A 19,841-nucleotide genomic window follows, 5' to 3' on the forward strand; every position below is an offset into this window, starting at 1 on the left:
CGGCCAGACTAACTAGAAAAGCCGTCCCTGGGACAGATCATCCTGGCGCGCGCTCACCACGGGCCGGGATTGCAAAAAATGTAGAAACGCTGCTTGTGATGAAGTGACCGACTCCAGACAGTTTCTTTTCTGCAATGAGACGAACAGCGCAAGGGAATAGGCCTGGCAGTTGATGGACTTTAGCGGGCTGAATTCAATGTCGGTGAACGCAGAATAGTCAGCCAGTTGCTCCGTAAGGTCCTTTCGATGCGTCAGCGCATTGATATACAACCAGTCATAGAAGGCCGTCTGCGGCTCAAGCGGCCAGTCCGTACCCATGAAGTTGAAGCCTGTGAGTCTTCCGGAGGTACGCAAGCGCTCATCACGCTTGGCGTCACGAGAGGTAAACCCGTAAATCTCGGTAAAAGGGCCGCCCTGTTCGAACACTTTGCTGCCCTGGAAAGCGCATTCAACGCTTACCGGATGTTCCAGCATCGATAGTGTAAAGGACAGATTAAACGCGCTTAGCGCCACTCCGAGTGGTTCCGCAGATTTGGTCGACACTTCCAGCACGCTATCGATGCCCGTTAACTTACGTGCCGCCTGATGCAGGGAAGTGATGGATTTTTGTTTCTGAGTCACGGAGAGACCAGCGAACCATTCGAAGTCTACGGCGTGCGTGATCACAGGCGCTTGCCCATCGGGGTTCGGCATGAAAACCGGTCTGCTAGCCATCAGTAAGTCCATCCGCGTTTACGTGCATAAGAGCGCGCACTGAGAAAACCACGACCTTCGGAGTTAATCAGAATACGCCGATCGCCAATGCAATCCCGGTAGTTGTGCAGGCTGCCCGCATCACTGAACACCACCCCTTTGATCAGCTCAGGCGGCACTGTATCAAACGCTAAAACCTCGGCTTGAACATCCGTAGGATCAAAAGGCAACAACTTGCTTTCTTCGCGAGCCGGCAAGCCCTGCACAGGATTGAACAGATTGGCGAAGGCCGATGCAGTCTTGAGGTCGTCCAGGGATTGTTGGCGGATACGATGATCAGCGGCATTGTGATTGCAGAACGCGACGTTCAGGGTCCAGAGCACACAACGATCAATGACCAGTACGACCCAGCCTTGTTCAGGAGCCTGCCAGCGGTAATGGGCGAACATTTTTTCGTTTGGATAGCCGACAGACAGGCAAACGGCATCAGGGCGCCCTTCCAGACGCAGGCGATCATTGGACCTGAAATCGACATCAGCTTCAGCGAGCGTGGTGATTGAACACAACCCATGCTGCATGATCGAGGGCAAGTTTTCGACACGGGTGAAATGAACCAGGTAGGGAAGTTCCAGAGCTTTCACCCGGACTTCTATCTCAGCTGCGGATGTGAGTATCGAGCGCGGAGTTATCGCCTCGTCGATGGCAGACTCAGGCTGTAACGAATCGGTGGCCGGCGCGGGAATCGTACGTAACAAGGCACCGAACGACAGACGTGCAGAGGATTGTTTTTTTTCGGCAGCTATCTGGCACAGGCTGTCCCAGGTCTGGGCCCCGCCCACTTTATTGAGTTCATCATGCAGCGCGTTGCGCAGTGGTTCATCACTCCAGACCTGGCGAACCATGTCGCGTAGAAAACCATCTCGCTCGCTTTTCAGCAGGCGTACTTTGGCTGCAACGGCAAGAATGTTAGTCACGCTGGCAGCGCCATGACTGGGTGCAACAGTAAAATCTGGAAACTGCCACCCAGGCGAAGGTTTCACCACAACCGCATCAGTTGGCGGTTTGAGGACCTTGGTAAACCGGGCATAAGCTTCCTGATAGTAAGCCCTGCCTTCCTCGCCACGCTCCTCGCGAAAAGCCTGCACCTTGAGCGCAAGTTGTGCCCGCTGCAAAGCATGTTCAACACCGAGTTTTTCATTGAGCAGCGTACTTTGCAGCGCTTCAGTCGCGCTGTTAACCGCCATGCTCAAGGATATCGAGTCAGTAAAGGCCGTAAGGGCATTGTTCACAGAGTCGAGCGAGCGCTGAACAGTATTGACCGGAGGCGGGATTTGGGTCGATCTTGAAACCGTGCGCCGTGCACTCGACACCGGTTGCGATGGGGTTGGAACCGCAGTTTCGACGCTCTTGGGTTTGATCGGGCCGGTTGTCTCAGTGCTGCGACCTCCCGGTTTGAAAAACGCGTAGCACGCCCATATCGTGATCAACTGCAGCAGAATAAGACCCGAAAAAAACACGGTCACCAGTGTGAATAATGTCCACGCCGCGCATGCAACAACCAGTGATTTTTTGCCTATGAGACTCGCGATATAAAGGGTAAAGATAATAAATAACTGAAAATAAAGAATCGTCATCCATGCCTTCCTGAGGGCAGCGCCGTTTAATTACACAGAGGGTAAAGCCAACTGCCAGACGCTGTATGCGGTGACCGATCGCGACCATCCAACCTTTGCGCTTACTGCGCCAGGTACCGGACCTATGAGTCTGCAGGTGGGGTTTAGTTGCCCCAGTCATTAAAATTGCCCCACAGCCAACGTTGATCGAAGACGGACTGGGTGCATCTGCCTCTTCTCCATGTGGAATCTGACTGTTGGCGCAAATATCAGCTGATAAGATCGTTCAGGCCCAGCCCGTGGACGTGATGAAGCCCTCGCGAGCACACAGGATCGGCTGCGATGATGACCTGTAGCACAGTGATGGATCGTGGTCACCCCCGTCAGAACCCTCATGTCAATATGTGAAATATTATGTGAACATGGACGCTGTAAATACCACAATAAAAATCACTTATAGCCTTATAAATAAGGTGTTTTAGCCCTGACAATATGTGAAATAATATGTGAAGAAAGTTCTGCTCGACTATCCATAGACAGTAAGGTGCTCAGGGATGTCATTGATCACATCGAAGACTTGGCTCGACCCAATCCTACCCGAAGACCTTCCACCCTCCATCGTCTCGTTGGCCGATGCGCTCCCGAGGAAAACCCAATTCCTCGCTGGTCGCCTGGCCCCGGAAACAGGCGTCCGATTGGCTCGTCTGCTGAGGGTGACGAACACTTATTATTCAAATCTTATCGAAGGGCAGTACACAGAACCTGCAGATATGCAGAAGGCTCAATCTGCGCCGCGCCGCGAGCGCAAGCTGCTGAATGATCTGGCCGTCAAGCACATGGAAGTGCAGTCAGTTCTTGAACGCGCACTGCGGCGCAATGTGCCGGAAAACTGGGCCCAGATGTACGATCCGCAACTGTTGTCCCTGGTCCACTACCGGCTTTTCGCCGGCACCAGCGAGAACAGCAGGACGCTACAAAACGGGCTAGTCATGGAGGCCGGCTTGTTGCGGTCAGAGACCGGTCAGAACGTTTCGGTTGGCGGTCATGATGCGCCGGACGCGGCGGCAGTTGAGAGCATGCTGCTACATCTGCAAACCGGATTTGGCCGTATCAAGGACCCGCGACGGCAACTTATCGGCGCTCTTGCCTATCACCATCGTCTTGCCTGGGTACATCCATTTGTCGACGGAAACGGTCGAGTGGCACGAATGATCACTCATCTGCAACTGGTCTACCTGGGACTGGAGCCACGCCTTTGGTCACTGGCCAGAGGATTGGCGCGGCGGCATGAGGAATACTACCGCATGCTTGCATTGGCTGATCGCCAGCGCGAAGGCGATCTGGACGGGCGAGGACAGATGTCGCGCAAGCACTATTTCGCGTTCATAGAGTTCATGCTGGACGTTTGTCACGATCAGGTCGATTACATGACGTCAGCATTGAACCCTTCGTCAATGCGAGAACGAATCGTGCGGTCGTTCAAGACCAATGAAAAGCTGCAGAGCATGAAAATCAGGCCGGAAAGCGCCCCGGCCATTCATGCACTCATCATGGCAGGATCAATGCCACGCAACGATTTGAAGACATTCACCGGTTTGACGCCCCGCCCGGCCATCGACGAACTTACACGCTTGATCAAGGCCGGGCTGGTGATAAGCCCTACGCCCAAATCCCGGACAGTAACGCCAGGCCTGCCGGCATGGTTTGCGCAGGATATCTTCCCGGACCTCCATCGGCGTTTTCAGTAGGGTTTTTCGCGTCTTGTAGCGCGGTAGCCCCCCCTCGAGGGCTTTCGATCGCGGAGGCCGAGTGACGCTGCGTAGAGCAGCCACATCCCCCTGGTCAGCGCCTCAAACTGCAATCGCGTGAGCGCAACGGCTGAGGTGAAGCACTGCGTTCTGACAAGCAAAATCAGACTCAAAGCGTGTTCCAACGCTACGGCGCAGGCGACGTATGCGACCTCGAATCTAATGCCGGGGAAAGATGGAGTTCCCTCAAGAAGGCTGAGAATTTCAAGGTGTAGCTTGTCAGACCCGTCTAATAATCCATCTATCACTACCGCTTCCTTTTGTGTTGAGTCTGTTTTGAAAAAAGCTCAGTTTATACATTGTCGCCATAGCTGATCTGGAGATCAGGCCAAGTCGTCAGCCAATCCTTCGAACGGAGACGGTCTAAATAAACCTGCCTTTTATCCAGGAGGAATCTGTCGGTTGGTCGAACGATCAAATTGAAAAGATCGTCCAGGCCAAATGGAGCCGCGACCTCGATATCGCCACCCTCCCCAATCCTGACGGCCGCAGCAGTTGCTGTCTCCGGCCATGCCTTCATCGCCTCAACTGCTGAGCTGTAGGGATGATCGCCATTGCGCAGGTGCATTCGGGCCTGGTTCTTTACGGACCAGCTCACCGAGCTATCTGCGTTACGCAAGGCGGCTTCGATATGGACATCGATGTCCGGACTGGTCCGGTCCCTGTCGAACCAGATCACATCCACGTCGGATGGCAGAGGCGAATCGCTTCGCATGTGCTGCCGATCCCAAACACCGCTTCGAACGAAGCCTGCAGCAACCCAGCAATCTGGCAGGCGCAGGTCGTGGACGTGATGAAGGACTCGTAGGCGCATTGGATCGTCGGCGATTAGCGCCTGTAGCTCGGAAAGCAAATCCATACGCTGCGCTCGATGATTGAAGCATGCGCCTTGGTAACGGGCCATGCTCTCCATTTATTCAGGAATCCAGGTGAATATTCAGAGCTTTTGAATTGGACCTGGATACTGCGCAACCAAGGCATCAACCGTTAACAGCGTGATGCCTTCAACAGTGGCTTGGGCCACAAGAATTCGAGCAAACGGATCCTTATGGATCGCTGGCAAGCTATCGATGGCCACCGCGTGTTCGCTGCCAATCGGTAACTCGCTGTATCCGTTGTCCAGCAAACCACGGCGCAACACACGGGCATCCACCTTGAAATCAGACCGGCCGAGGCCTTTTTTGATAGCAATTTCCCAAAGACTCGCAGCGCTGAAAAACAGCTCATTTTCAGGTGCGTTCATCAGTGCGGTGGCCGCCTCAGACAGTCGTTCGGGATTCCCGGCCGCCCAGAGCAACAGATGCGTATCGAGCAGCAGCTTCATGCTTCACCGCCGAACATGTTTTCGATTTCCTCGGCGCCCATTTGATCGAAGTCGTCGGGAACCGTAATTTGCCCTGCCATGAATCCCAAGCGGCGCACCTGGCTCGGCTCCGGGGATGCCAGAGACATGACTTTGACCAGCGGCGTTCCTGCTTTCGCGATGATGAAGGGTTCACCCTTCACTGCTTGGTCGATCAGGCGGGAAAGGTGGGTTTTTGCTTCGTGGATGTTGATGGTGAGCATGGCGTAGCCCTCGCGTGAACTAAGTTTAGTTAGTTTGGTTCGAGTTGCGCGAGATGGCAACCTTTATGGCAAATTAATCTGGACCATGGTGCGTTTCAATCCGCTCAATTTCCGACCGTCCAAAGCTCCCCCACCTTCGTCGTATAACTCTGACTCATCATCTCCCGCCGCATCGCCCAATCCGGATCGGCGGGAACGCTCGCAGCACGTAGCGTCCCCCTCCCCCAACGCCCATTGATCTCATCCAGCACCCCCATCACTTTTTCCGCCTCAACCGGCTGCGCCTCGGCGAACATGTCGTCCGTAAATTCACCCGGCTGGCGCAGGTCCAGCAGGAGCACTTCGGCTTTGCTGTATTTGAATCCTGGCCGGAACAGCCGATTGACTGCCTCGGTCGCGGCCTTGGTCATCAGCCGCACGTCGTTGGTGGGATATGGCAGCTCGACCAGCGCGCCATTGGCGTACTTCGCCTCCTCCGGATTGAACATGCCGGTGCGGATGCTGACGCGGATTTTCTTGCACAGCGAATTCTGGGCGCGGAGCTTTTCGGCGGCGCGCTGGGTGTAGGTGGCCACCGCTTCCTTGATCGGCTCGATGGTGGTCAGACGCTTACCGAACATGCGGCTACAGCAAATTTCCTGCTTGGGTGGATCGGCTTCGCCGAGTTCCAGGCAAGGTGTGCCAGCCAGCTCCCGGGCGGTCTTTTCGATGACCACGCTGAATTTCTGCCGCAGCATCGCCGGATCAGCCTTGGCCAGGTCCATGGCCGTACGGATGTTCATCACCTCCAGGTGCGCTTTCATCTTGCGCCCGACACCCCAGACTTCGGACACCAAGGTATTGCGCAGCACCCAGTCGCGCTTGAACGGTTCGCAGATATCCACCACGCCGCCGGTCGCACCTTGCAGCCGTTTCGCCGTGTGGTTGGCCAGCTTTGCCAAGGTCTTGGTGTGCGCGATGCCGACACCGACCGGAATGCCGGTGCTGCGCTGCACACTGGAGCGGATGCGGCGGCCGAGTGCGGTCAGGTCGCCAGGAATGCCGGTCAGATCTGCAAAGGCTTCGTCCACATAAAGGAAAGATGTCAACCCATGGACATTGGCTGGAGCGTAATGACCGTAGGGGTTGAGCGCTGGCGTCAGATGTCCATAGTCCACACGCGTTTTGGATATAGATATCCCACATAATGTCCATGATGCGAAATTGCAGTCTACTTGACCACCAGCGTGCATTCGACCTGACCAGTCATTTGCATTGGACTTGACCGCTGATTGCAGAGGATTTGAACAGCCTAACGTTCAACCTGAGAGGCTCACAACGACCCAAAGCGGTCCTTGACAAGGGGCAAGAGTCGGCCAAGTGCGGACGGTCGCCAAGTGCCATTTTCGACTCAACGCGGGCGTTCGACATAAGTTGAGGCGGGCTGAAACCGGGTACTCGAAAACCATTTTCGAGGCAGAACACTGCATCCCCTGCGGGGAATACAGCGCCGCTCAAGCGTTGCATACCTATCTGAATTAGCTGTTCTGACCACCATCAACATTGAGCGTGGCGCCTGTGATATATGCCGCATCAGGGCCAACCAAAAACGCCACCACCCCAGCAATTTCTTCGGGTTGACCATAGCGACCTAAAGCAGTCATCTGTTTGACCATCGACGCGACGTCGCTGGTTTCCGGATTCATTTCAGTATTGATTGGCCCCGGTTGAACTGTGTTCACGGTGATCTGCCGAGAGCCAAGGTCGCGGGCCCAAGCTCGACTGTAGGCGGCTACCGCAGCTTTGCTGGCTGCGTAATCGCCAATTCCCGGAAACGGTGCGCGGCTGGCGAACATGGTGCCGACCGAAACAATACGCCCGCCATCTGACATAAGCGGTACAGCGGCACGTACAGCTGCGACTACTCCACCGAGGTTGATGGCTTGCTGGCGGTCAAGCTCGGCAACGTCTGCCTGTGGGTCACCAATAACGCCGGTGACAAATACGCCGGCACTGTTGACCAGGATGTCCAGCTGTCCGAAATGGGTGTGCGCTTGCCTGACCAGTGCCGCGACAGCGGCGCCATCGGCCTGGTCGGTAGCAACAGCGAGCACCTTCACGCCAAGGGCTCTAATATCGCTTGCCACTACCTGTGCGCGTTCCGGCGATTTGGAGTAGCTGAAGACGCTGTCGGCACCCTCTGCTGCCAGACGCTTGGCGATGGCAGCGCCGATACCGCGCGATGCCCCTGTTACCAGTGCAACTTTACCGCTGAGAAATTTGATCATCGGATTCCTGAATGAAGGTAGTGGATCATTAGGTCTGCGCGTTCGCAGACAGAGCAATCACGATATGCCTCACTCCGAAGATGATAAACGGTGTAGAAAGGTATCTCGTATCCCATAACTCGTGATAATCAATCGTTCATTGAGGGGCCCATGGACTATTTCCTCGCAGTGCAAGCGTTCAACCGCATCGTCGAGACGGGCAGCTTCGTCAAGGCGGCTGCACAACTGGATGTGCATCCCAACGTCGTGACCAAGTTGGTGCAGACGTTAGAAGCGCATCTGCGGGTCAAGCTGCTCAACCGCAGCACTCGCCGGGTCACGCTGACGAGTGAAGGTAGCGTTTACTACGAGCGAATGAGTCGGCTGCTGGATCAATGGATCGAGGTCGAATCAGAGATGGTGGTGTCGCACTCCAACCCGCATGGCTTAATTCGTGTAGACATGGGCACGACCATCGCAACGCACTTGGTTATCCCAGCCTTGCCTGACTTCAGTCGTCTCTACCCCAATATCCAGATCGAGATAGGTGCCAGCGACCGAACCGCAGACCTAGCGAGCGAAAGCATTGACTGTGTAATACGTGGCGGTGACCTGAAAGACTCATCATTGATCGCCCGTCGCCTCGGCAGCGTTGATTTCGTCACTTGCGCTACCCCGTCATACCTCGCCGCCCACGAAGTGTTGAGCCATCCAGCGCAGTTGGAGAACGGCCATACGGTCGTGCGCTATTTCTTTCCAGCTTCGGGCAAGCACAATCAAATCGAGTTTGTGCGCGAGGAAGAACACGTATGGTTGCATGGCAACTATATTGTGGCCGTCAACGACAGCAATGGCTACCTAGCGGCGGGTCTCGCCGGATTGGGCGTCATCCACACCCTGCGTTTTATGGTGCAACGACATATTGACGCAGGAGAGCTGGTTCCGGTGCTGGAGGACTGGTCGACGCGAGCCAATACGCTTTCCGTGGTGTACATGCCTAACAGGCATCTCAGCGTGCGAGTGCGCGCCTTCGTCGACTGGCTGGTAGAACTCTTTGCAGCGCACCCAAACGTGCTTTCCTAAGATCGTATACGAACCTAAATTCCTGCAAGTCCGGGTATCAGATTCGCTTGCGAGGGAAACGAGCCCCTATCCATATCGCGCCCGCCAAAGCGGCAGTGGCCCCAAACCATAGCGGGCTCGTAACGCCGTAGTGATCGATTGCCATACCGCCCATTAAAGCACCCGCTCCCATGGTCAACTGCCCGATAGCAACGAACAATGCGGCTGCTGTTTCCAGGCGATCAGGTGCCGCGCTGAAAATCCAGCTTTGAACGGCGATGGGCAACATCCCGAATCCCAGGCCCCAAACGACCACCGCTGCTACTGCCACCCATGAATGATCGCCCATGCACACCAGCAGCAGCATAGAACTGCCCAGCATGAGCGCTGTTAACAATACCGCGTTTCGCACATCACGCTCGACGAACCAGCCGCACAGCAAGTTGCCAAATACCCCCGCCACGCCATAACCCAGCAAGAGAAGGCTTAGCTGCGCGGACTCGATTCCACTCACTTGATTTAGATAAGGGGTGACGTAGGTGTAAGCCGCGAACTGCCCGGTGAAAATGAAAACGACAGCGACCAACCCCACTTGTACTTTGGGTATGCGCAGTACCATCGGCACATGTGACACCCCCGAGTAGCGCTCTGGCGGGATTTTTGGCAGCAGCCACATCAAAGCGATGACCACCAATAAGCCCAACGCCGCAGAGACAGCAAAAGCTGCTCGCCAACCGAACGCCCCACCGAGCAGCGTCCCTGCCGGAACACCTAGAACGGTGCCCAGGGTCACCCCGGAAAATACGATGGAGGTTGCCCTTCCCACCGCATCGGGTCGCAGCCTGGGCCCGAGCGCGACGCCGATGGTCCAAAATCCTCCCACCGCGATGCCGAGCAGAACACGTCCAAGCAACAGCAAAGAGAGATCGGAGGCAGTCGCCACCAGCACATTGGAAACAACGAGCAGACCGAGCAGCACCCAGAGTACATGTCTTCGATCAAATGTTCGGGCGAGGCTGATCGTCAGGAACGCAGAACAGGCAGCAACGATGCCAGGGATGGTAATCACCAGGCCCGTGCGTCCCTCACTGATCGCCAAATCGCTGGCAATCTGCGGCAACAGCCCCACTGGCAAGAACTCCGCCGTCACCAGCGCGAACGCGCCGACGCCAATAGCCGCGACCGCACTCCAGGGAGCCGGAGCCGCGAGCATGGCTTCGCCAGCGTAAGAGTCCACTTCAACTGATTGCTGTGTCATAAACTGAATACCAAGATGATGCAGACGCACGTCACCGTGCGCCCATCGTTTCAAACAACGCTGTCAGTAACCGACACCGCGAACACCGCCTGAAGCCCTGATCGATTCGCCGGTGACCCAATGCGAATCCTCGGACGCCAGGAACACGGCCAATGGCGCAATATCTTCGGGCTCACCGAAGCGACCCAGCGGTGTACCGGCAATAAGCTTCTGACCAAACTCACCGGCGAAGTTACCGTCGGTAGCAGGCGTGTTGGTGTGGCCGGGCAGGATGGAATTGACGCGGATGCCACGCGATCCCAGCTCTCTGGCCAAGGCAAAGGTTAGGGTGTCGACGGCGCCTTTGGTGGCGGAGTACACACTCGATGCCAAGTACGGATCAGTACTGAGGATGGAGCTGATATTGATGATGCTGCCTTTAGGGCCGAGCATTTTGACGGCCTCGCGCACAGCCAGCAGATAGCCCAACACATTCAGGTTGAACTGCTTGTGGAAGGCCTCCTCTGTCAGGTCGTCAATCATTTCAAATACCGCGACACCCGCATTGTTGACCAGCACATCCAGTGCACCGTATTTCGTCTTCACAGTCTCAAACAGGCGCACAACATCGGCAGCCACGCTCATATCTGCCTGAATGGCGAAGGCTGTACCGCCGTGCGCGCTGATCTGGGTGACAACCGCATCTGCATCACTTTGGCTGGAGGCATAGTTGACGACGACAGTTGCGCCCTGTGCTGCCAACGCCTTGGCAATCCCGGCGCCAATGCCTTTGGATGCACCGGTGACTACTGCTACTTTTCCTTCGAGTTTCATGGCCTGACCTTTTTGAAGTTAAGTGATGTCTGAATCCAGAGCCGTTGCCTCCAAGTTGTAAACGCCGGAGAGCAACGAACTTCATGCCCCCAGTATTCCGGTATCGCAGGGGCCTCCGTTTGCCGGTTAGTCGCTCATCTTTGCCTCTTCTTCTCAGATGACTTGCGCTGCATCTCAAACTGGCCCATGTTCAGCGGCATGGAAAAAGCAATGGCAGAACTGCGCAGCCTTGTGATGCGTGCTCAAAACAAGTGGACCGATACCGGATTGCCCCGCGTGGAGATGGTCCGCGCAGAGGCCTGTGCGGATCAGGTCTATCAACCGATGTTGCACTTGGTGCTTCAGGGCCAAAAAACCCTGTCGATAGGGGATGAGGTTTCCCAGTTCGCTGCCGGGAGCTATTTTCTGGTCCCAGTCGACGTACCCGCGACGGGTCAGATTCACAGCGCGGCACTGAATCAGCCCTATCTGGCGATCAGCCTTACGCTGAATCCTGATGTAATCGCAGGACTGCTGGTGGACGAGGTGAAAGCGCAAGGGGCGCCCGGCATTACCTGCTTCGATGCCGTGCCAGCGCCTGCTGAGATGATTGATGCATGGTTGCGCATGATGCGGCTGATGGACCGCCCTCACGAAGCAGCGGTGCTGGCCCCCATGATTGAGCGTGAGATTTTATTCCGTGCATTGCAGGGGCCGCTGGGCGGCATCCTGCGTGACGTCGCACGCCCAGACAGTCGAATGGCGCAGATCAGCCGCGCGACCCAGTGGATCCGCGAGCACTACACAGAGCCCTTCCGCGTTGAGCCCTTGGCGGTCATGAGCGACATGAGCGTTGCGGCGTTCTACCGGCATTTCAAATCCGTCACTGCCATGACGCCCATCCAGTACCAGAAACGTCTGCGCTTGCTCAGAGCGCGCTGGCTGTTACTGTTCGATACGCTGGATGCGACATCTATCGCCTATAACATCGGCTATGAAAGCGCTTCGCAATTCAGTCGGGAATACGCGCGGCTGTTCGGGTTGCCACCTGTGCAGGACGCTGCGAGATTCAGGTCACCGCCCGTTGCACAGAGGAGCAACGAGAAGCTTAAAGCCGCTTCCTGAGCACCGATTTGGCACAGCTACCGGCTTCAAATATCGATAATTGTCGTTCCGGCAATGCTCTCCGCGAATCCGCCACCGAAGGTCCGCGCAGGCGTTTCAAAGCCCGCTTTCCTCTCGCCGCCCAACACGCGGCGTGCTGCCTCGATGGCCGCCAGTGGTGTGTAGGAATAACCATTGACCGTCTCGATCATAGAGCGCGCAACGCTGCCGTCCAACGCTGTAACCTCTGCCACTGCGCGAGCCCGATGCGCATCTCGCTCATCAGCACTTGGGCCATCAGGCAATAGCGACAAATCGCCCTCAGGGAATGCATCGTCAGCAATATGTACAAACATCTCGATATTCGGGATACCTGTCGAATGCCAGCCCGTCACCAGGTCACCGAAAGACAGTGGCAGGCATGTCACCGGCCCGTCGCCAAAATCAAACTGACGTGGCTGCGCATCGGGCGTTACAACGAGTTCACCGTTGACCCTTGCGAGCAACCCTGCGCCAATGATTTCGTTGACACTCATCGCCGAGCCACGCGACATGGAGCCAGGGACCTGAAGTGCGATGCTCAGCGCATGGGGGTTCTCGACCCGCTGAACGACATGCGCGGCCAGGCAGTCGGTAGGGACCACATCCCAGCCAACGCCTGGCAGCAGCATCACACCGGCCTCAACGGCCTGAGCGCCCAGCCGTTCTGCAAGCCGATAAACATTAATTTCGGCGGTGATGTCCAGGTAATCGACGCCTGCCTTAATGCACGCACGCATCAGAGACTCGGCTGTCTGGGCGAAAGGCCCGGCGAAGTTCAACAGCACATCGATACCATCAAGCGCCTCTGCGGCCTGAGTATCAGCAGCGAACACTCGGTAAGGAACATCCAGTAGCGCAGCCAGCTGCGCCAATCGATCAAAACCGCGCCCTGCGACTTCGAAGTTGAGCCCCAGAGCTTTCGCTCGTTCTGCGGCCGTGCGACCGGTGTAACCCGTCGCACCGTAAATCATCAGTTTTTTCATTTCGCGTGCTGCCAGTTTTTGTATACAAATTCCAGGCTGTAGCCATCCGGGTCCAGCACATTGGCGGCGTAGTAGTTTGGGTCGTAATGCAGCCGAGCGCCGGGTGCGCCGTTGTCAACAGCACCCTGATTTATCGCGGCAGCATAGGCGGCCTCGACCTCGGCCTTGCTAGTTGCCACAAAACCGACGTGAACCGCTCGACCCTCTACCACACCTTCGCGCAACCAGAAGAATACCCGGCCATTAGCACCGAAGCCTTTGAGGTCAGGATGGCCGGGAGGACCGTTCTTGCCGTCGTAGTCCAGGCGCGCAGTGATACCAAGCGGTGTCAGGGCCGCGTCGTAGAACCGGATGGAGCGCTCGATATCGCTTACCGACAAAAAAATGTGATCCAGCATGTGCAAACCCTCAGTGGTTCAAATGTTGTAGCCGCCAGCGACTTCGATGGTCTGGGCATTGATCCAGGCGCCTTCTTCGGACAGCAGCATGGCAATAACCCGCGCCACATCGTCGGGCTCGCCGACCCTGCCGAGCGCTGTCTGTGCCGCCAGCATTGCCTCGAACTCGTCATTCAGGCCGCCGCCCAGTTCGGTACGAATCGCGCCCGGAGATACTGCGTTGGCACGGATGCGCCGCTCGCCAAACTCCTTGGCCATGTAACGGGTGAGCACTTCAAGGCCGCCCTTGAACGCCGCGTAAGGCGCTACACCCGCTGTGGCCACGCGAGTTGTTGCGCTGGTCAGGTTGACGATGCTGGCGTTTTCTTCGAGCAACGGCAGCAAGGCTTGGGTCAGGAAGAACGGACCTTTCAAGTGAACATTGAACAGCCCGTCGAACTGCGCTTCGCTGACCGACTCCAGCGGATTAAACAGGCCGTAACCGGCATTGTTGACCAGGCCACTGAGACTGTTGATGCTCCAGACTTCTTTCAACGTGATCAAAACGGTTTCTCGGAAAGCCTCGAAACTGCGGACCTCGGCAACGTCGAGTTTGACCGCTACAGCCTTGCCGCCTGCCTGCTCAATACTCGCGACAACGTCATCCGCTGCCTCCGGATTCTTGTTGTACGTCAGGATGACGCCCATGCCGCGCTGGGCGATATGAAGGGCTGCACTGGCGCCGATACCACGGCTGCCTCCGGTGATGACGATAACGCCCATGTCGTATTCCGCTGTTGATGAAATGAGGCACCACAGTAACGACGCACAGCTTCGTCGACGCAACCGTTCCTACTCGAAACTTGCCCGTTTCTGCTTTTTGCTTGCACAGCGCCTTGCTCTACGGTCAACATCCGCGTTATGAAAAATCAACTGAATGAACTGCGCACTCTGGCTGCCAAGGCCGAAAACCGCCGTACTGAGACGGGTATCCCGCGTGTCGCCATGGTTCAGGGCAAGATTCCCGAACACATGCTGGCCGCCGTCTACGACCCGATGATCAATCTGATCCTGCGAGGCAGCAAGACGATGACCGTAGGCGACCAGACGCTTCGGCATGACCCGGCGACGTATTTCGTGATGTCCATCGACTTGCCTGCGGTGGGGGCGGTGCACGCAGCTGAATCAGGCGAGCCTTATCTGGCTGTCAGCCTGACACTCGATCCGATGGTGCTCGCTACGTTGCTGGCGGACTTGCCCAAACCGACAGGGCGCTATGACAACGACCCCGGTTTTTCGGTGGCGGCCGTCACGCCAGAACTGATGGACGCCTGGGTGCGTATGCTTCGGCTCATGGGCAACCCGGATGCCATTGCAGCACTCGCACCGGCTTATGAGCGCGAAATCCTCTTTCGAGTGTTACAGGGCACGCATGGTTGGATGTTGCGGGAGATTGCCTCGCCCGATACCGCTATGGCCCGCGTGAACCTTGCCATTCAGTGGATTCGTCGGGACTTTGCTGAACCCATCAGAGTGGAGAGCCTCGCGCAGAAAGCGGCTATGAGTGTGTCGGCGTTTCATCGGCATTTCAAAGCCGTGACTACGCTTAGCCCATTGCAATACCAAAAGCGGGTCCGCCTGCTCCAGGCCAGAACGCTCATGGTGGCGAGTGCTAAAAGCGTTACGGCCGCCGCCTTCGAGGTGGGGTATGAAAGCGCTACGCAGTTCACAAGGGACTATGCGCGTGTATTCGGTCTCCCTCCTGGACGAGATGCGGCGAGAATCCTAAGCGAATCTCGAGTCGGCTAGAGGACGTTGGCAAAACCACGCGCAGGACATGTGCAGGATCTTTGTGAACGTCCGCAATGGGTCGACAGTCGCCTCTCAAGACCGGCGACTCTCGGCCAATACCGGGCAGTCGATCCATACCCGCGGATCTATAGGTAGGACATTTGAGGCAGGCAATTGCCGCTCCAGATCGGCAATGCTCAGGCGACTAGCTGCATGCGCGCTGTTATCTCAAAGCTTTCTCGGCCCGCGCGGATCCAACGAAATTATATTTGACGCAGGCAACTGCCGCTCAAGCTCAGCGATACGGTCATACATCTCAATGATTTTCGCATCCGCTTCGCTCAATAAGCTTGCGAGTTGGTCGCGCTGCCGGGCAACTTGCTCCATCCGATCACGTAGGGCGCGGCTTTTCTGGCGGGCGAGAAGATTGACCTTGCTCAACGAAGGAGGTCGCTCCTCCGCATGTTGTTCCACGTAGGTTTGTATCTCTGCAATGAGACTCGGGAAACGAGATTTCTTAAGCGCCGACGGATCGCTCCCGGCCTCTTTGGCCACGTTGTTCTGAGTGACCGGTGTCCCCTTTGGTAGAAGCTGTGGCCTATTGAGCTTCAGGCGCTCAAAAGCATCACGATACTGATCAGCCGCGCTGCGGCGAGCAGGGAGTTCAACGTCCATTTGCGCTCCCTAGGACACGACGGAAGCTCTCTACGCTTCGCTGTTGAGCCATCAACGATTCCATTAGCGGACTCCCATCCTGAGCAGCAGCAAGCCGCTCTTTGAGCACATGCTCAAGATCATCTACCGCGCCCAATCGTTCTGAGTCATACAGCACATCAGGGCAAGGTTTTGCATCCACTGAATCACCACCTCCACAATGGGCAATGTTGTCAATTCCGCCGTACGGACAAGGCTCACGACTCGAACAAACGCCAAGAATTATCGGGCGACAAGCGACCGCGCCTTTCTTTGCCAAACCAATCACCTTCTTCGCATCCTCTGGCGAAATCAGCCGAACGATCTCAGCCTTTCGTTTGTCGCCATGGGGACTGACAAAACGCTCACTCGTAAGCTGCTGTAACTCTCTTCCAAGCGTCTCGTACATCGTGCGAACGTACAGAGTGTGAGCCTTCTCCTCTAGACGCAGCCGCGAGTAATTTTGTCCGTAGTAAAGGCTCATTGCTCGAGTGACGTGTTTGAGCTGGTACTGAAGCGAAGCATCACTGACGAGCCCGGAAGCTTGCATGTTTACTGCCCCAGTTCTACGCAACTGATGCCACGCCAACGGCCATACAGCGCCCACTTGATAATGCTTCGGCAATGAAGGGGTAGCTAGCCGGGCCAATTTCAAATCCTCAGGCGTGATACGCAAACGTTCTAAGTCAAAGAGCTTTCCGTACTGCCCCAAAAGGTCGGTATATGACCGAATGCTCGGCCTCAGTGAGTGATTACCTTTATTGCGCAACGAACTCCAGGGCTCGTAAGAAAAATCGGTCAAGTAACGCCCAGTGAGAACTCTCGCAGCTTCGCGAGGTGCGTATAGTGAGCGAAACAGAGAAATAACCTCCATCGCCTTCACGGCGACTGCCACAGATGGGGATGTGACCCAAACCGCGTCGCTATCAGAGAGCGTTTTTGTCGTCTGCCCACGTAACAAAAAAATGTCGCCGAAGCTCTTGTCGTGCTCGGTGTCAAGGCACCCGGTTCGAAGATTCCATGCTTCCTCGACCCGCATGAGACTGAAGTTAAGGATATAAGCTAATCCCGCGCCGTTGACCAGTTTCAGATAGCTAGTCAGCGCTCCTACTTGTAAGTCGCCACTGCGACCCACCCAACGTTCAAGCAGCTCAAATATGCCGAAGCGTTTCGCGGTATCTGCAAACGCGCCGAGAATACGAAGCCCCGTTTTAGCGCCTGATAACTGATTTTTATGGCCGCTAAAAGGCTGGGCGTTTACGCACGCCGTTCTCTCCGAAACCCTCTGGTTATGTTCGTAAGCCGCGAAGCAGAACCGGTAACAAGCTTCAACCTGTTCTCGATGGGATAGGAAATCATCAAGGCACTCTCGCAGCCTAGTAACTTGATAGCGCCAAATACGTGGAGGGATGTACGGTGTTTGAGCTGTGTGGTGAGTTGGAAAAAGCGCGGCCAGACGGGTTAGGGAGCCTGAGTCCAGCAACGTAAACCCTACAGCATCCCTGGACGCGTAAAGCTCATGCATTAACGTCAGAAACTCGGTTTTTCTTGAGGTATGAAGAAAGGCAGGGATCCGTTCGCATACGCGTGGAAAGTGGCGTAATTCGCTGGCAAGTATTCCTGCCTCCTCGCAAAGAACAAACAGCCGCCGCATCTGATCGAAACGCGTTTTAAGGGATCTGTAGCCACGAGCGCCGTACGGCCCGTATAGCCACCAGCCAGTGATGATTCGAAGTAAATTTGCGTTCTTTGAGCTAATTGGTGTCGCTGATTTTTTAACTGGCCCATCACCAAAATTCAGCGTCAGTGCCTTCTTGGCCCATGGATCAAGCCTCCAAATTGGATCGCCCCAACGGCTTATTACTTTGCCCTGTGCATCAATTACGACCGGCCAATCAGGTGGTGGAGGCCAGCTCTCTGGACGGTAATTCGATGCCCCAGGAACGGCGAGAGGCGACTCGATAGAAAGCCCTAACGTCGTGAGCATATTCATAGCCCCCCCCCCCTGAAACTTCCGCAAGCCGAATAAATCCTGTAGTGGTCAACTCATTCCGGACACCTCGATAGGTTGTTCCGACGCCATCGCCCGTTCGTAAACGGTCGGTGGCAGATATCCCAGTTTTGAGTGCAGTCGCTCGTTGTTGTAAAACCCAACGATGTATTCAGTGATGTCGCGTATTGCTTCGGCATGGTTGGCGTAATCGCGCCGCCATACCCGCTCCATCTTCAAGCTCAGGAAGAAGCGTTCCATTACTGAGTTATCCCAGCAGTTACCTTTTCGACTCATGCTTTGCTGCATATCGCTTCTGGCTAGCAGCGTTCTGTAACTCGCGCTGGCGTATTGGCTGCCGCGATCCGAATGAGCGATCAAGCCCGGTGGCGGTTGGCGCTGTGCTATGGCCAACTGCATCGCGCTACACACCAACTCCGCTGGCATGTTTGGGGCCATCGACCATCCCACCACCTTGCGCGAGAACAAGTCCAACACTACCGCCAGGTAGAGCCAGCCGCTGCGAGTTCGAATGTAGGTGATATCCGCCACCCAGGCCTTGTTCACAGCCTCGGGCTCAAACTGTCGGTTCAAAACATTCTCGGCAATCGGCAGGTCATGTTTGCTATCGGTGGTGTGCACAAACTTGCGCTTCCAGGCAGAGCGCAGGCCATTTGCACGCATCAAACCGCGGATTTTATAAAGGCCCACTTCGATGCCTTGGGCCTGCAAAACCTTACGCAAGCGGCGACTGCCATAGCAGCCGCCACTCTCGGCAAACGACGCCTTGAGTTGCACAACGACAGGACAACTCTTCTGAACAGGCGCTTCAACACGCTTCTGTGCTTCGTAGAAGCCGGATCGACTGATGCTCAGTAAACGACAAAGATACGCCACCGAATAAGCCTTCTGTTGCAGCTGCCGAACCAGTCGATACGTCACTTCAGCTCGCGGGCAAAGAAGGCCGTAGCCTTTTTTAAGACGTCATTATCCATCTTGAGCTGCCGGTTTTCTTGCTCCAACTGCCGGATGCGCTGTTGCTCAGACGTCAACGGCTTACCAATTCCGGCCTGCCCCAATTGCTCGGCCTCATACTGCTGCACCCAGCGTCGTACCGCCGTTTCACCGATATTCTGATCCCGGCAAACCTGTGGAACGGTCAGCCCTTGATCCTTGATCATCTTTACGATTTCCAGCTTGTAGCTGTCATCGAATGTTTTGCGTTTTTTAGTCATGGAAAGCTCCTCGATAGATGTATTTTCCACCTATAGAGGTGTCCGGGGAAATTAGACCACCACATCCAGCCTTCGCCTTTTTTCATCCAGCTGGGTGTGACCGCCTAGACTTCCCGAACAACCAGGCTCTCATCTTGGGCCAAAAGCAGTTCAACGAGCCAGGCCTCATCGCTGCTCACGTGGTACCAGTGGGTAGCAAGCGCCCTGGAGACGCCATGCCAATGCATTAGCCCGTCGCAGAACATGCCAGGAATGCCGGCCATGTCATCAACCTTTCAGCTCTCTAGGCTGCTATCCGGTGAAGACTGGGCAGCAGCTTTATCGGCCAGCTCAATGATCAAATAAAAAGGCGTGTTCCAGGAGGAAACCTCAAGAACTGTCTCTCGTCCACCCCAATGGCTCACAGCAGCTTCTAGCCTTGCTTTGTCGAAAATGGCACCTTTCTCCTGCCAATGCTGCAACAGCTCGGCGGCAGCCCTGGCTGTTTCCTTTTTGTTTGAACGCAAGCAATCACTGGACTGGATGCTGTCTGAGTCAGCATCCAGTCTTTGTCGCTCGATATGCTCAGGGGAATCTGTACAACGAGTG

The 19,841-nt window shown here is 55.9% G+C and carries 19 protein-coding genes and 1 pseudogene; 4 read left to right on the top strand and 16 right to left on the bottom strand.

Annotated features, from left to right (window positions below):
- Positions 1–12: 12 nt before the first annotated feature.
- On the bottom strand, positions 13–714 hold the full coding sequence (locus AABC73_RS14255) for a hypothetical protein (protein WP_341524106.1): 702 nt from the start codon (positions 712–714) through the stop codon (positions 13–15).
- Positions 714–2,327, bottom strand: a complete 1,614-nt coding sequence (locus tag AABC73_RS14260; protein ID WP_341524107.1) for a DarT ssDNA thymidine ADP-ribosyltransferase family protein — start codon at positions 2,325–2,327, stop codon at positions 714–716. Before AABC73_RS14260 ends, AABC73_RS14255 begins: the two co-directional genes overlap by 1 nt.
- A 533-nt stretch (positions 2,328–2,860) precedes the next feature.
- On the opposite strand from AABC73_RS14260, the gene AABC73_RS14265 reads away from it, so the two are divergent.
- Positions 2,861–4,054, top strand: a complete 1,194-nt coding sequence (locus tag AABC73_RS14265; RefSeq protein WP_341524108.1) for a Fic family protein — start codon at positions 2,861–2,863, stop codon at positions 4,052–4,054.
- Between the two features lie 352 nt (positions 4,055–4,406).
- Here AABC73_RS14265 and AABC73_RS14270 read toward each other — a convergent pair whose 3' ends face one another.
- From AABC73_RS14270 to AABC73_RS14290, 5 genes and pseudogenes are all read right to left on the bottom strand, one after another.
- Positions 4,407–4,973 carry a nucleotidyltransferase family protein gene (locus AABC73_RS14270; RefSeq protein ID WP_341524243.1) on the bottom strand — a complete coding sequence of 189 codons (567 nt, stop codon included), beginning with the start codon at positions 4,971–4,973 and terminating at the stop codon, positions 4,407–4,409.
- Between the two features lie 78 nt (positions 4,974–5,051).
- Positions 5,052–5,438: a type II toxin-antitoxin system VapC family toxin gene (locus AABC73_RS14275; RefSeq protein WP_341524109.1), complete on the bottom strand. Its 387-nt coding sequence runs from the start codon at positions 5,436–5,438 to the stop codon at positions 5,052–5,054.
- The gene (locus AABC73_RS14280; protein ID WP_341524110.1) at positions 5,435–5,680 is read right to left on the bottom strand and encodes a type II toxin-antitoxin system prevent-host-death family antitoxin; all 246 of its coding nucleotides are present in this window, start codon (positions 5,678–5,680) and stop codon (positions 5,435–5,437) included. The genes AABC73_RS14275 and AABC73_RS14280 overlap by 4 nt, the downstream gene beginning before the upstream one ends.
- A gap of 104 nt (positions 5,681–5,784) precedes the next feature.
- Positions 5,785–6,750, bottom strand: a pseudogene (locus AABC73_RS14285) (DUF4113 domain-containing protein); the annotation flags it as partial.
- 447 nt (positions 6,751–7,197) lie between these two features.
- Complete coding sequence (locus AABC73_RS14290; RefSeq protein WP_341524111.1) at positions 7,198–7,947, bottom strand: SDR family oxidoreductase; 750 nt, start codon at positions 7,945–7,947, stop codon at positions 7,198–7,200.
- A gap of 150 nt (positions 7,948–8,097) precedes the next feature.
- Here AABC73_RS14290 and AABC73_RS14295 point away from each other — a divergent pair, with 150 nt between their 5' ends.
- The gene (locus tag AABC73_RS14295; RefSeq protein ID WP_341524112.1) at positions 8,098–9,009 is read left to right on the top strand and encodes a LysR family transcriptional regulator; all 912 of its coding nucleotides are present in this window, start codon (positions 8,098–8,100) and stop codon (positions 9,007–9,009) included.
- 37 nt (positions 9,010–9,046) lie between these two features.
- Here AABC73_RS14295 and AABC73_RS14300 read toward each other — a convergent pair whose 3' ends face one another.
- Positions 9,047–10,276, bottom strand: coding sequence for an MFS transporter (locus AABC73_RS14300; RefSeq protein ID WP_341524113.1), 1,230 nt, complete (start codon positions 10,274–10,276; stop codon positions 9,047–9,049).
- A 33-nt stretch (positions 10,277–10,309) separates the two neighbouring features.
- On the bottom strand, positions 10,310–11,059 hold the full coding sequence (locus AABC73_RS14305; RefSeq protein ID WP_341524114.1) for a glucose 1-dehydrogenase: 750 nt from the start codon (positions 11,057–11,059) through the stop codon (positions 10,310–10,312).
- Positions 11,060–11,269: 210 nt separating this feature from the next.
- On the opposite strand from AABC73_RS14305, the gene AABC73_RS14310 reads away from it, so the two are divergent.
- A complete protein-coding gene (locus AABC73_RS14310; protein WP_341524115.1) occupies positions 11,270–12,163 on the top strand; it encodes an AraC family transcriptional regulator in 894 nt (297 codons plus the stop codon).
- A gap of 26 nt (positions 12,164–12,189) precedes the next feature.
- Here AABC73_RS14310 and AABC73_RS14315 read toward each other — a convergent pair whose 3' ends face one another.
- The 3 genes from AABC73_RS14315 to AABC73_RS14325 are packed head-to-tail and all read right to left on the bottom strand — an operon-like array spanning position 12,190 to position 14,327.
- Entirely contained in the window at positions 12,190–13,167 is a 978-nt protein-coding gene (locus AABC73_RS14315; protein WP_341524116.1) for a saccharopine dehydrogenase NADP-binding domain-containing protein, read from the bottom strand.
- Positions 13,164–13,565: a VOC family protein gene (locus AABC73_RS14320; RefSeq protein WP_341524117.1), complete on the bottom strand. Its 402-nt coding sequence runs from the start codon at positions 13,563–13,565 to the stop codon at positions 13,164–13,166. Before AABC73_RS14320 ends, AABC73_RS14315 begins: the two co-directional genes overlap by 4 nt.
- Before the next feature lie 18 nt (positions 13,566–13,583).
- Entirely contained in the window at positions 13,584–14,327 is a 744-nt protein-coding gene (locus AABC73_RS14325; protein ID WP_341524118.1) for an SDR family oxidoreductase, read from the bottom strand.
- A 138-nt stretch (positions 14,328–14,465) separates the two neighbouring features.
- Here AABC73_RS14325 and AABC73_RS14330 point away from each other — a divergent pair, with 138 nt between their 5' ends.
- The gene (locus tag AABC73_RS14330) at positions 14,466–15,353 is read left to right on the top strand and encodes an AraC family transcriptional regulator (protein WP_341524119.1); all 888 of its coding nucleotides are present in this window, start codon (positions 14,466–14,468) and stop codon (positions 15,351–15,353) included.
- Between the two features lie 210 nt (positions 15,354–15,563).
- On the opposite strand, the gene AABC73_RS14335 is transcribed toward AABC73_RS14330, so the two are convergent.
- The 4 genes from AABC73_RS14335 to AABC73_RS14350 all read right to left on the bottom strand — a co-directional run bounded on the left by AABC73_RS14335 (position 15,564) and on the right by AABC73_RS14350 (position 19,759).
- Positions 15,564–16,010, bottom strand: a complete 447-nt coding sequence (locus AABC73_RS14335) for a hypothetical protein (RefSeq protein ID WP_341524120.1) — start codon at positions 16,008–16,010, stop codon at positions 15,564–15,566.
- A complete protein-coding gene (locus tag AABC73_RS14340; RefSeq protein WP_341524121.1) occupies positions 16,000–18,021 on the bottom strand; it encodes a hypothetical protein in 2,022 nt (673 codons plus the stop codon). Before AABC73_RS14340 ends, AABC73_RS14335 begins: the two co-directional genes overlap by 11 nt.
- 48 nt (positions 18,022–18,069) lie before the next feature.
- Positions 18,070–19,253 (bottom strand): IS3 family transposase gene (locus tag AABC73_RS14345; protein ID WP_341524189.1). Its coding sequence is split into 2 segments (ribosomal slippage): positions 18,070–18,989 and positions 18,989–19,253, totalling 1,185 coding nucleotides; the frame shifts between segments, so codons are not numbered across the junction.
- Between the two features lie 275 nt (positions 19,254–19,528).
- Positions 19,529–19,759, bottom strand: a complete 231-nt coding sequence (locus AABC73_RS14350; RefSeq protein WP_341524122.1) for a hypothetical protein — start codon at positions 19,757–19,759, stop codon at positions 19,529–19,531.
- Positions 19,760–19,841 lie beyond the last annotated feature (82 nt).

The organism is Pseudomonas sp. G.S.17 (assembly GCF_038096165.1).
Lineage (GTDB): Bacteria > Pseudomonadota > Gammaproteobacteria > Pseudomonadales > Pseudomonadaceae > Aquipseudomonas.

Coding starts and splice junctions, on each gene's coding strand:
- AABC73_RS14325 (WP_341524118.1), bottom strand. CDS start 14,327: ATGGGCGTTATCGTCATCACCGGAGGCAGCCGTGGTATCGGCGCCAGT.
- AABC73_RS14270 (WP_341524243.1), bottom strand. CDS start 4,973: ATGGATTTGCTTTCCGAGCTACAGGCGCTAATCGCCGACGATCCAATG.
- AABC73_RS14265 (WP_341524108.1), top strand. CDS start 2,861: ATGTCATTGATCACATCGAAGACTTGGCTCGACCCAATCCTACCCGAA.
- AABC73_RS14305 (WP_341524114.1), bottom strand. CDS start 11,059: ATGAAACTCGAAGGAAAAGTAGCAGTAGTCACCGGTGCATCCAAAGGC.
- AABC73_RS14255 (WP_341524106.1), bottom strand. CDS start 714: ATGGCTAGCAGACCGGTTTTCATGCCGAACCCCGATGGGCAAGCGCCT.
- AABC73_RS14290 (WP_341524111.1), bottom strand. CDS start 7,947: ATGATCAAATTTCTCAGCGGTAAAGTTGCACTGGTAACAGGGGCATCG.
- AABC73_RS14280 (WP_341524110.1), bottom strand. CDS start 5,680: ATGCTCACCATCAACATCCACGAAGCAAAAACCCACCTTTCCCGCCTG.
- AABC73_RS14295 (WP_341524112.1), top strand. CDS start 8,098: ATGGACTATTTCCTCGCAGTGCAAGCGTTCAACCGCATCGTCGAGACG.
- AABC73_RS14340 (WP_341524121.1), bottom strand. CDS start 18,021: ATGAATATGCTCACGACGTTAGGGCTTTCTATCGAGTCGCCTCTCGCC.
- AABC73_RS14335 (WP_341524120.1), bottom strand. CDS start 16,010: ATGGACGTTGAACTCCCTGCTCGCCGCAGCGCGGCTGATCAGTATCGT.
- AABC73_RS14315 (WP_341524116.1), bottom strand. CDS start 13,167: ATGAAAAAACTGATGATTTACGGTGCGACGGGTTACACCGGTCGCACG.
- AABC73_RS14320 (WP_341524117.1), bottom strand. CDS start 13,565: ATGCTGGATCACATTTTTTTGTCGGTAAGCGATATCGAGCGCTCCATC.
- AABC73_RS14275 (WP_341524109.1), bottom strand. CDS start 5,438: ATGAAGCTGCTGCTCGATACGCATCTGTTGCTCTGGGCGGCCGGGAAT.
- AABC73_RS14310 (WP_341524115.1), top strand. CDS start 11,270: ATGGCAGAACTGCGCAGCCTTGTGATGCGTGCTCAAAACAAGTGGACC.
- AABC73_RS14330 (WP_341524119.1), top strand. CDS start 14,466: ATGAAAAATCAACTGAATGAACTGCGCACTCTGGCTGCCAAGGCCGAA.
- AABC73_RS14260 (WP_341524107.1), bottom strand. CDS start 2,327: ATGACGATTCTTTATTTTCAGTTATTTATTATCTTTACCCTTTATATC.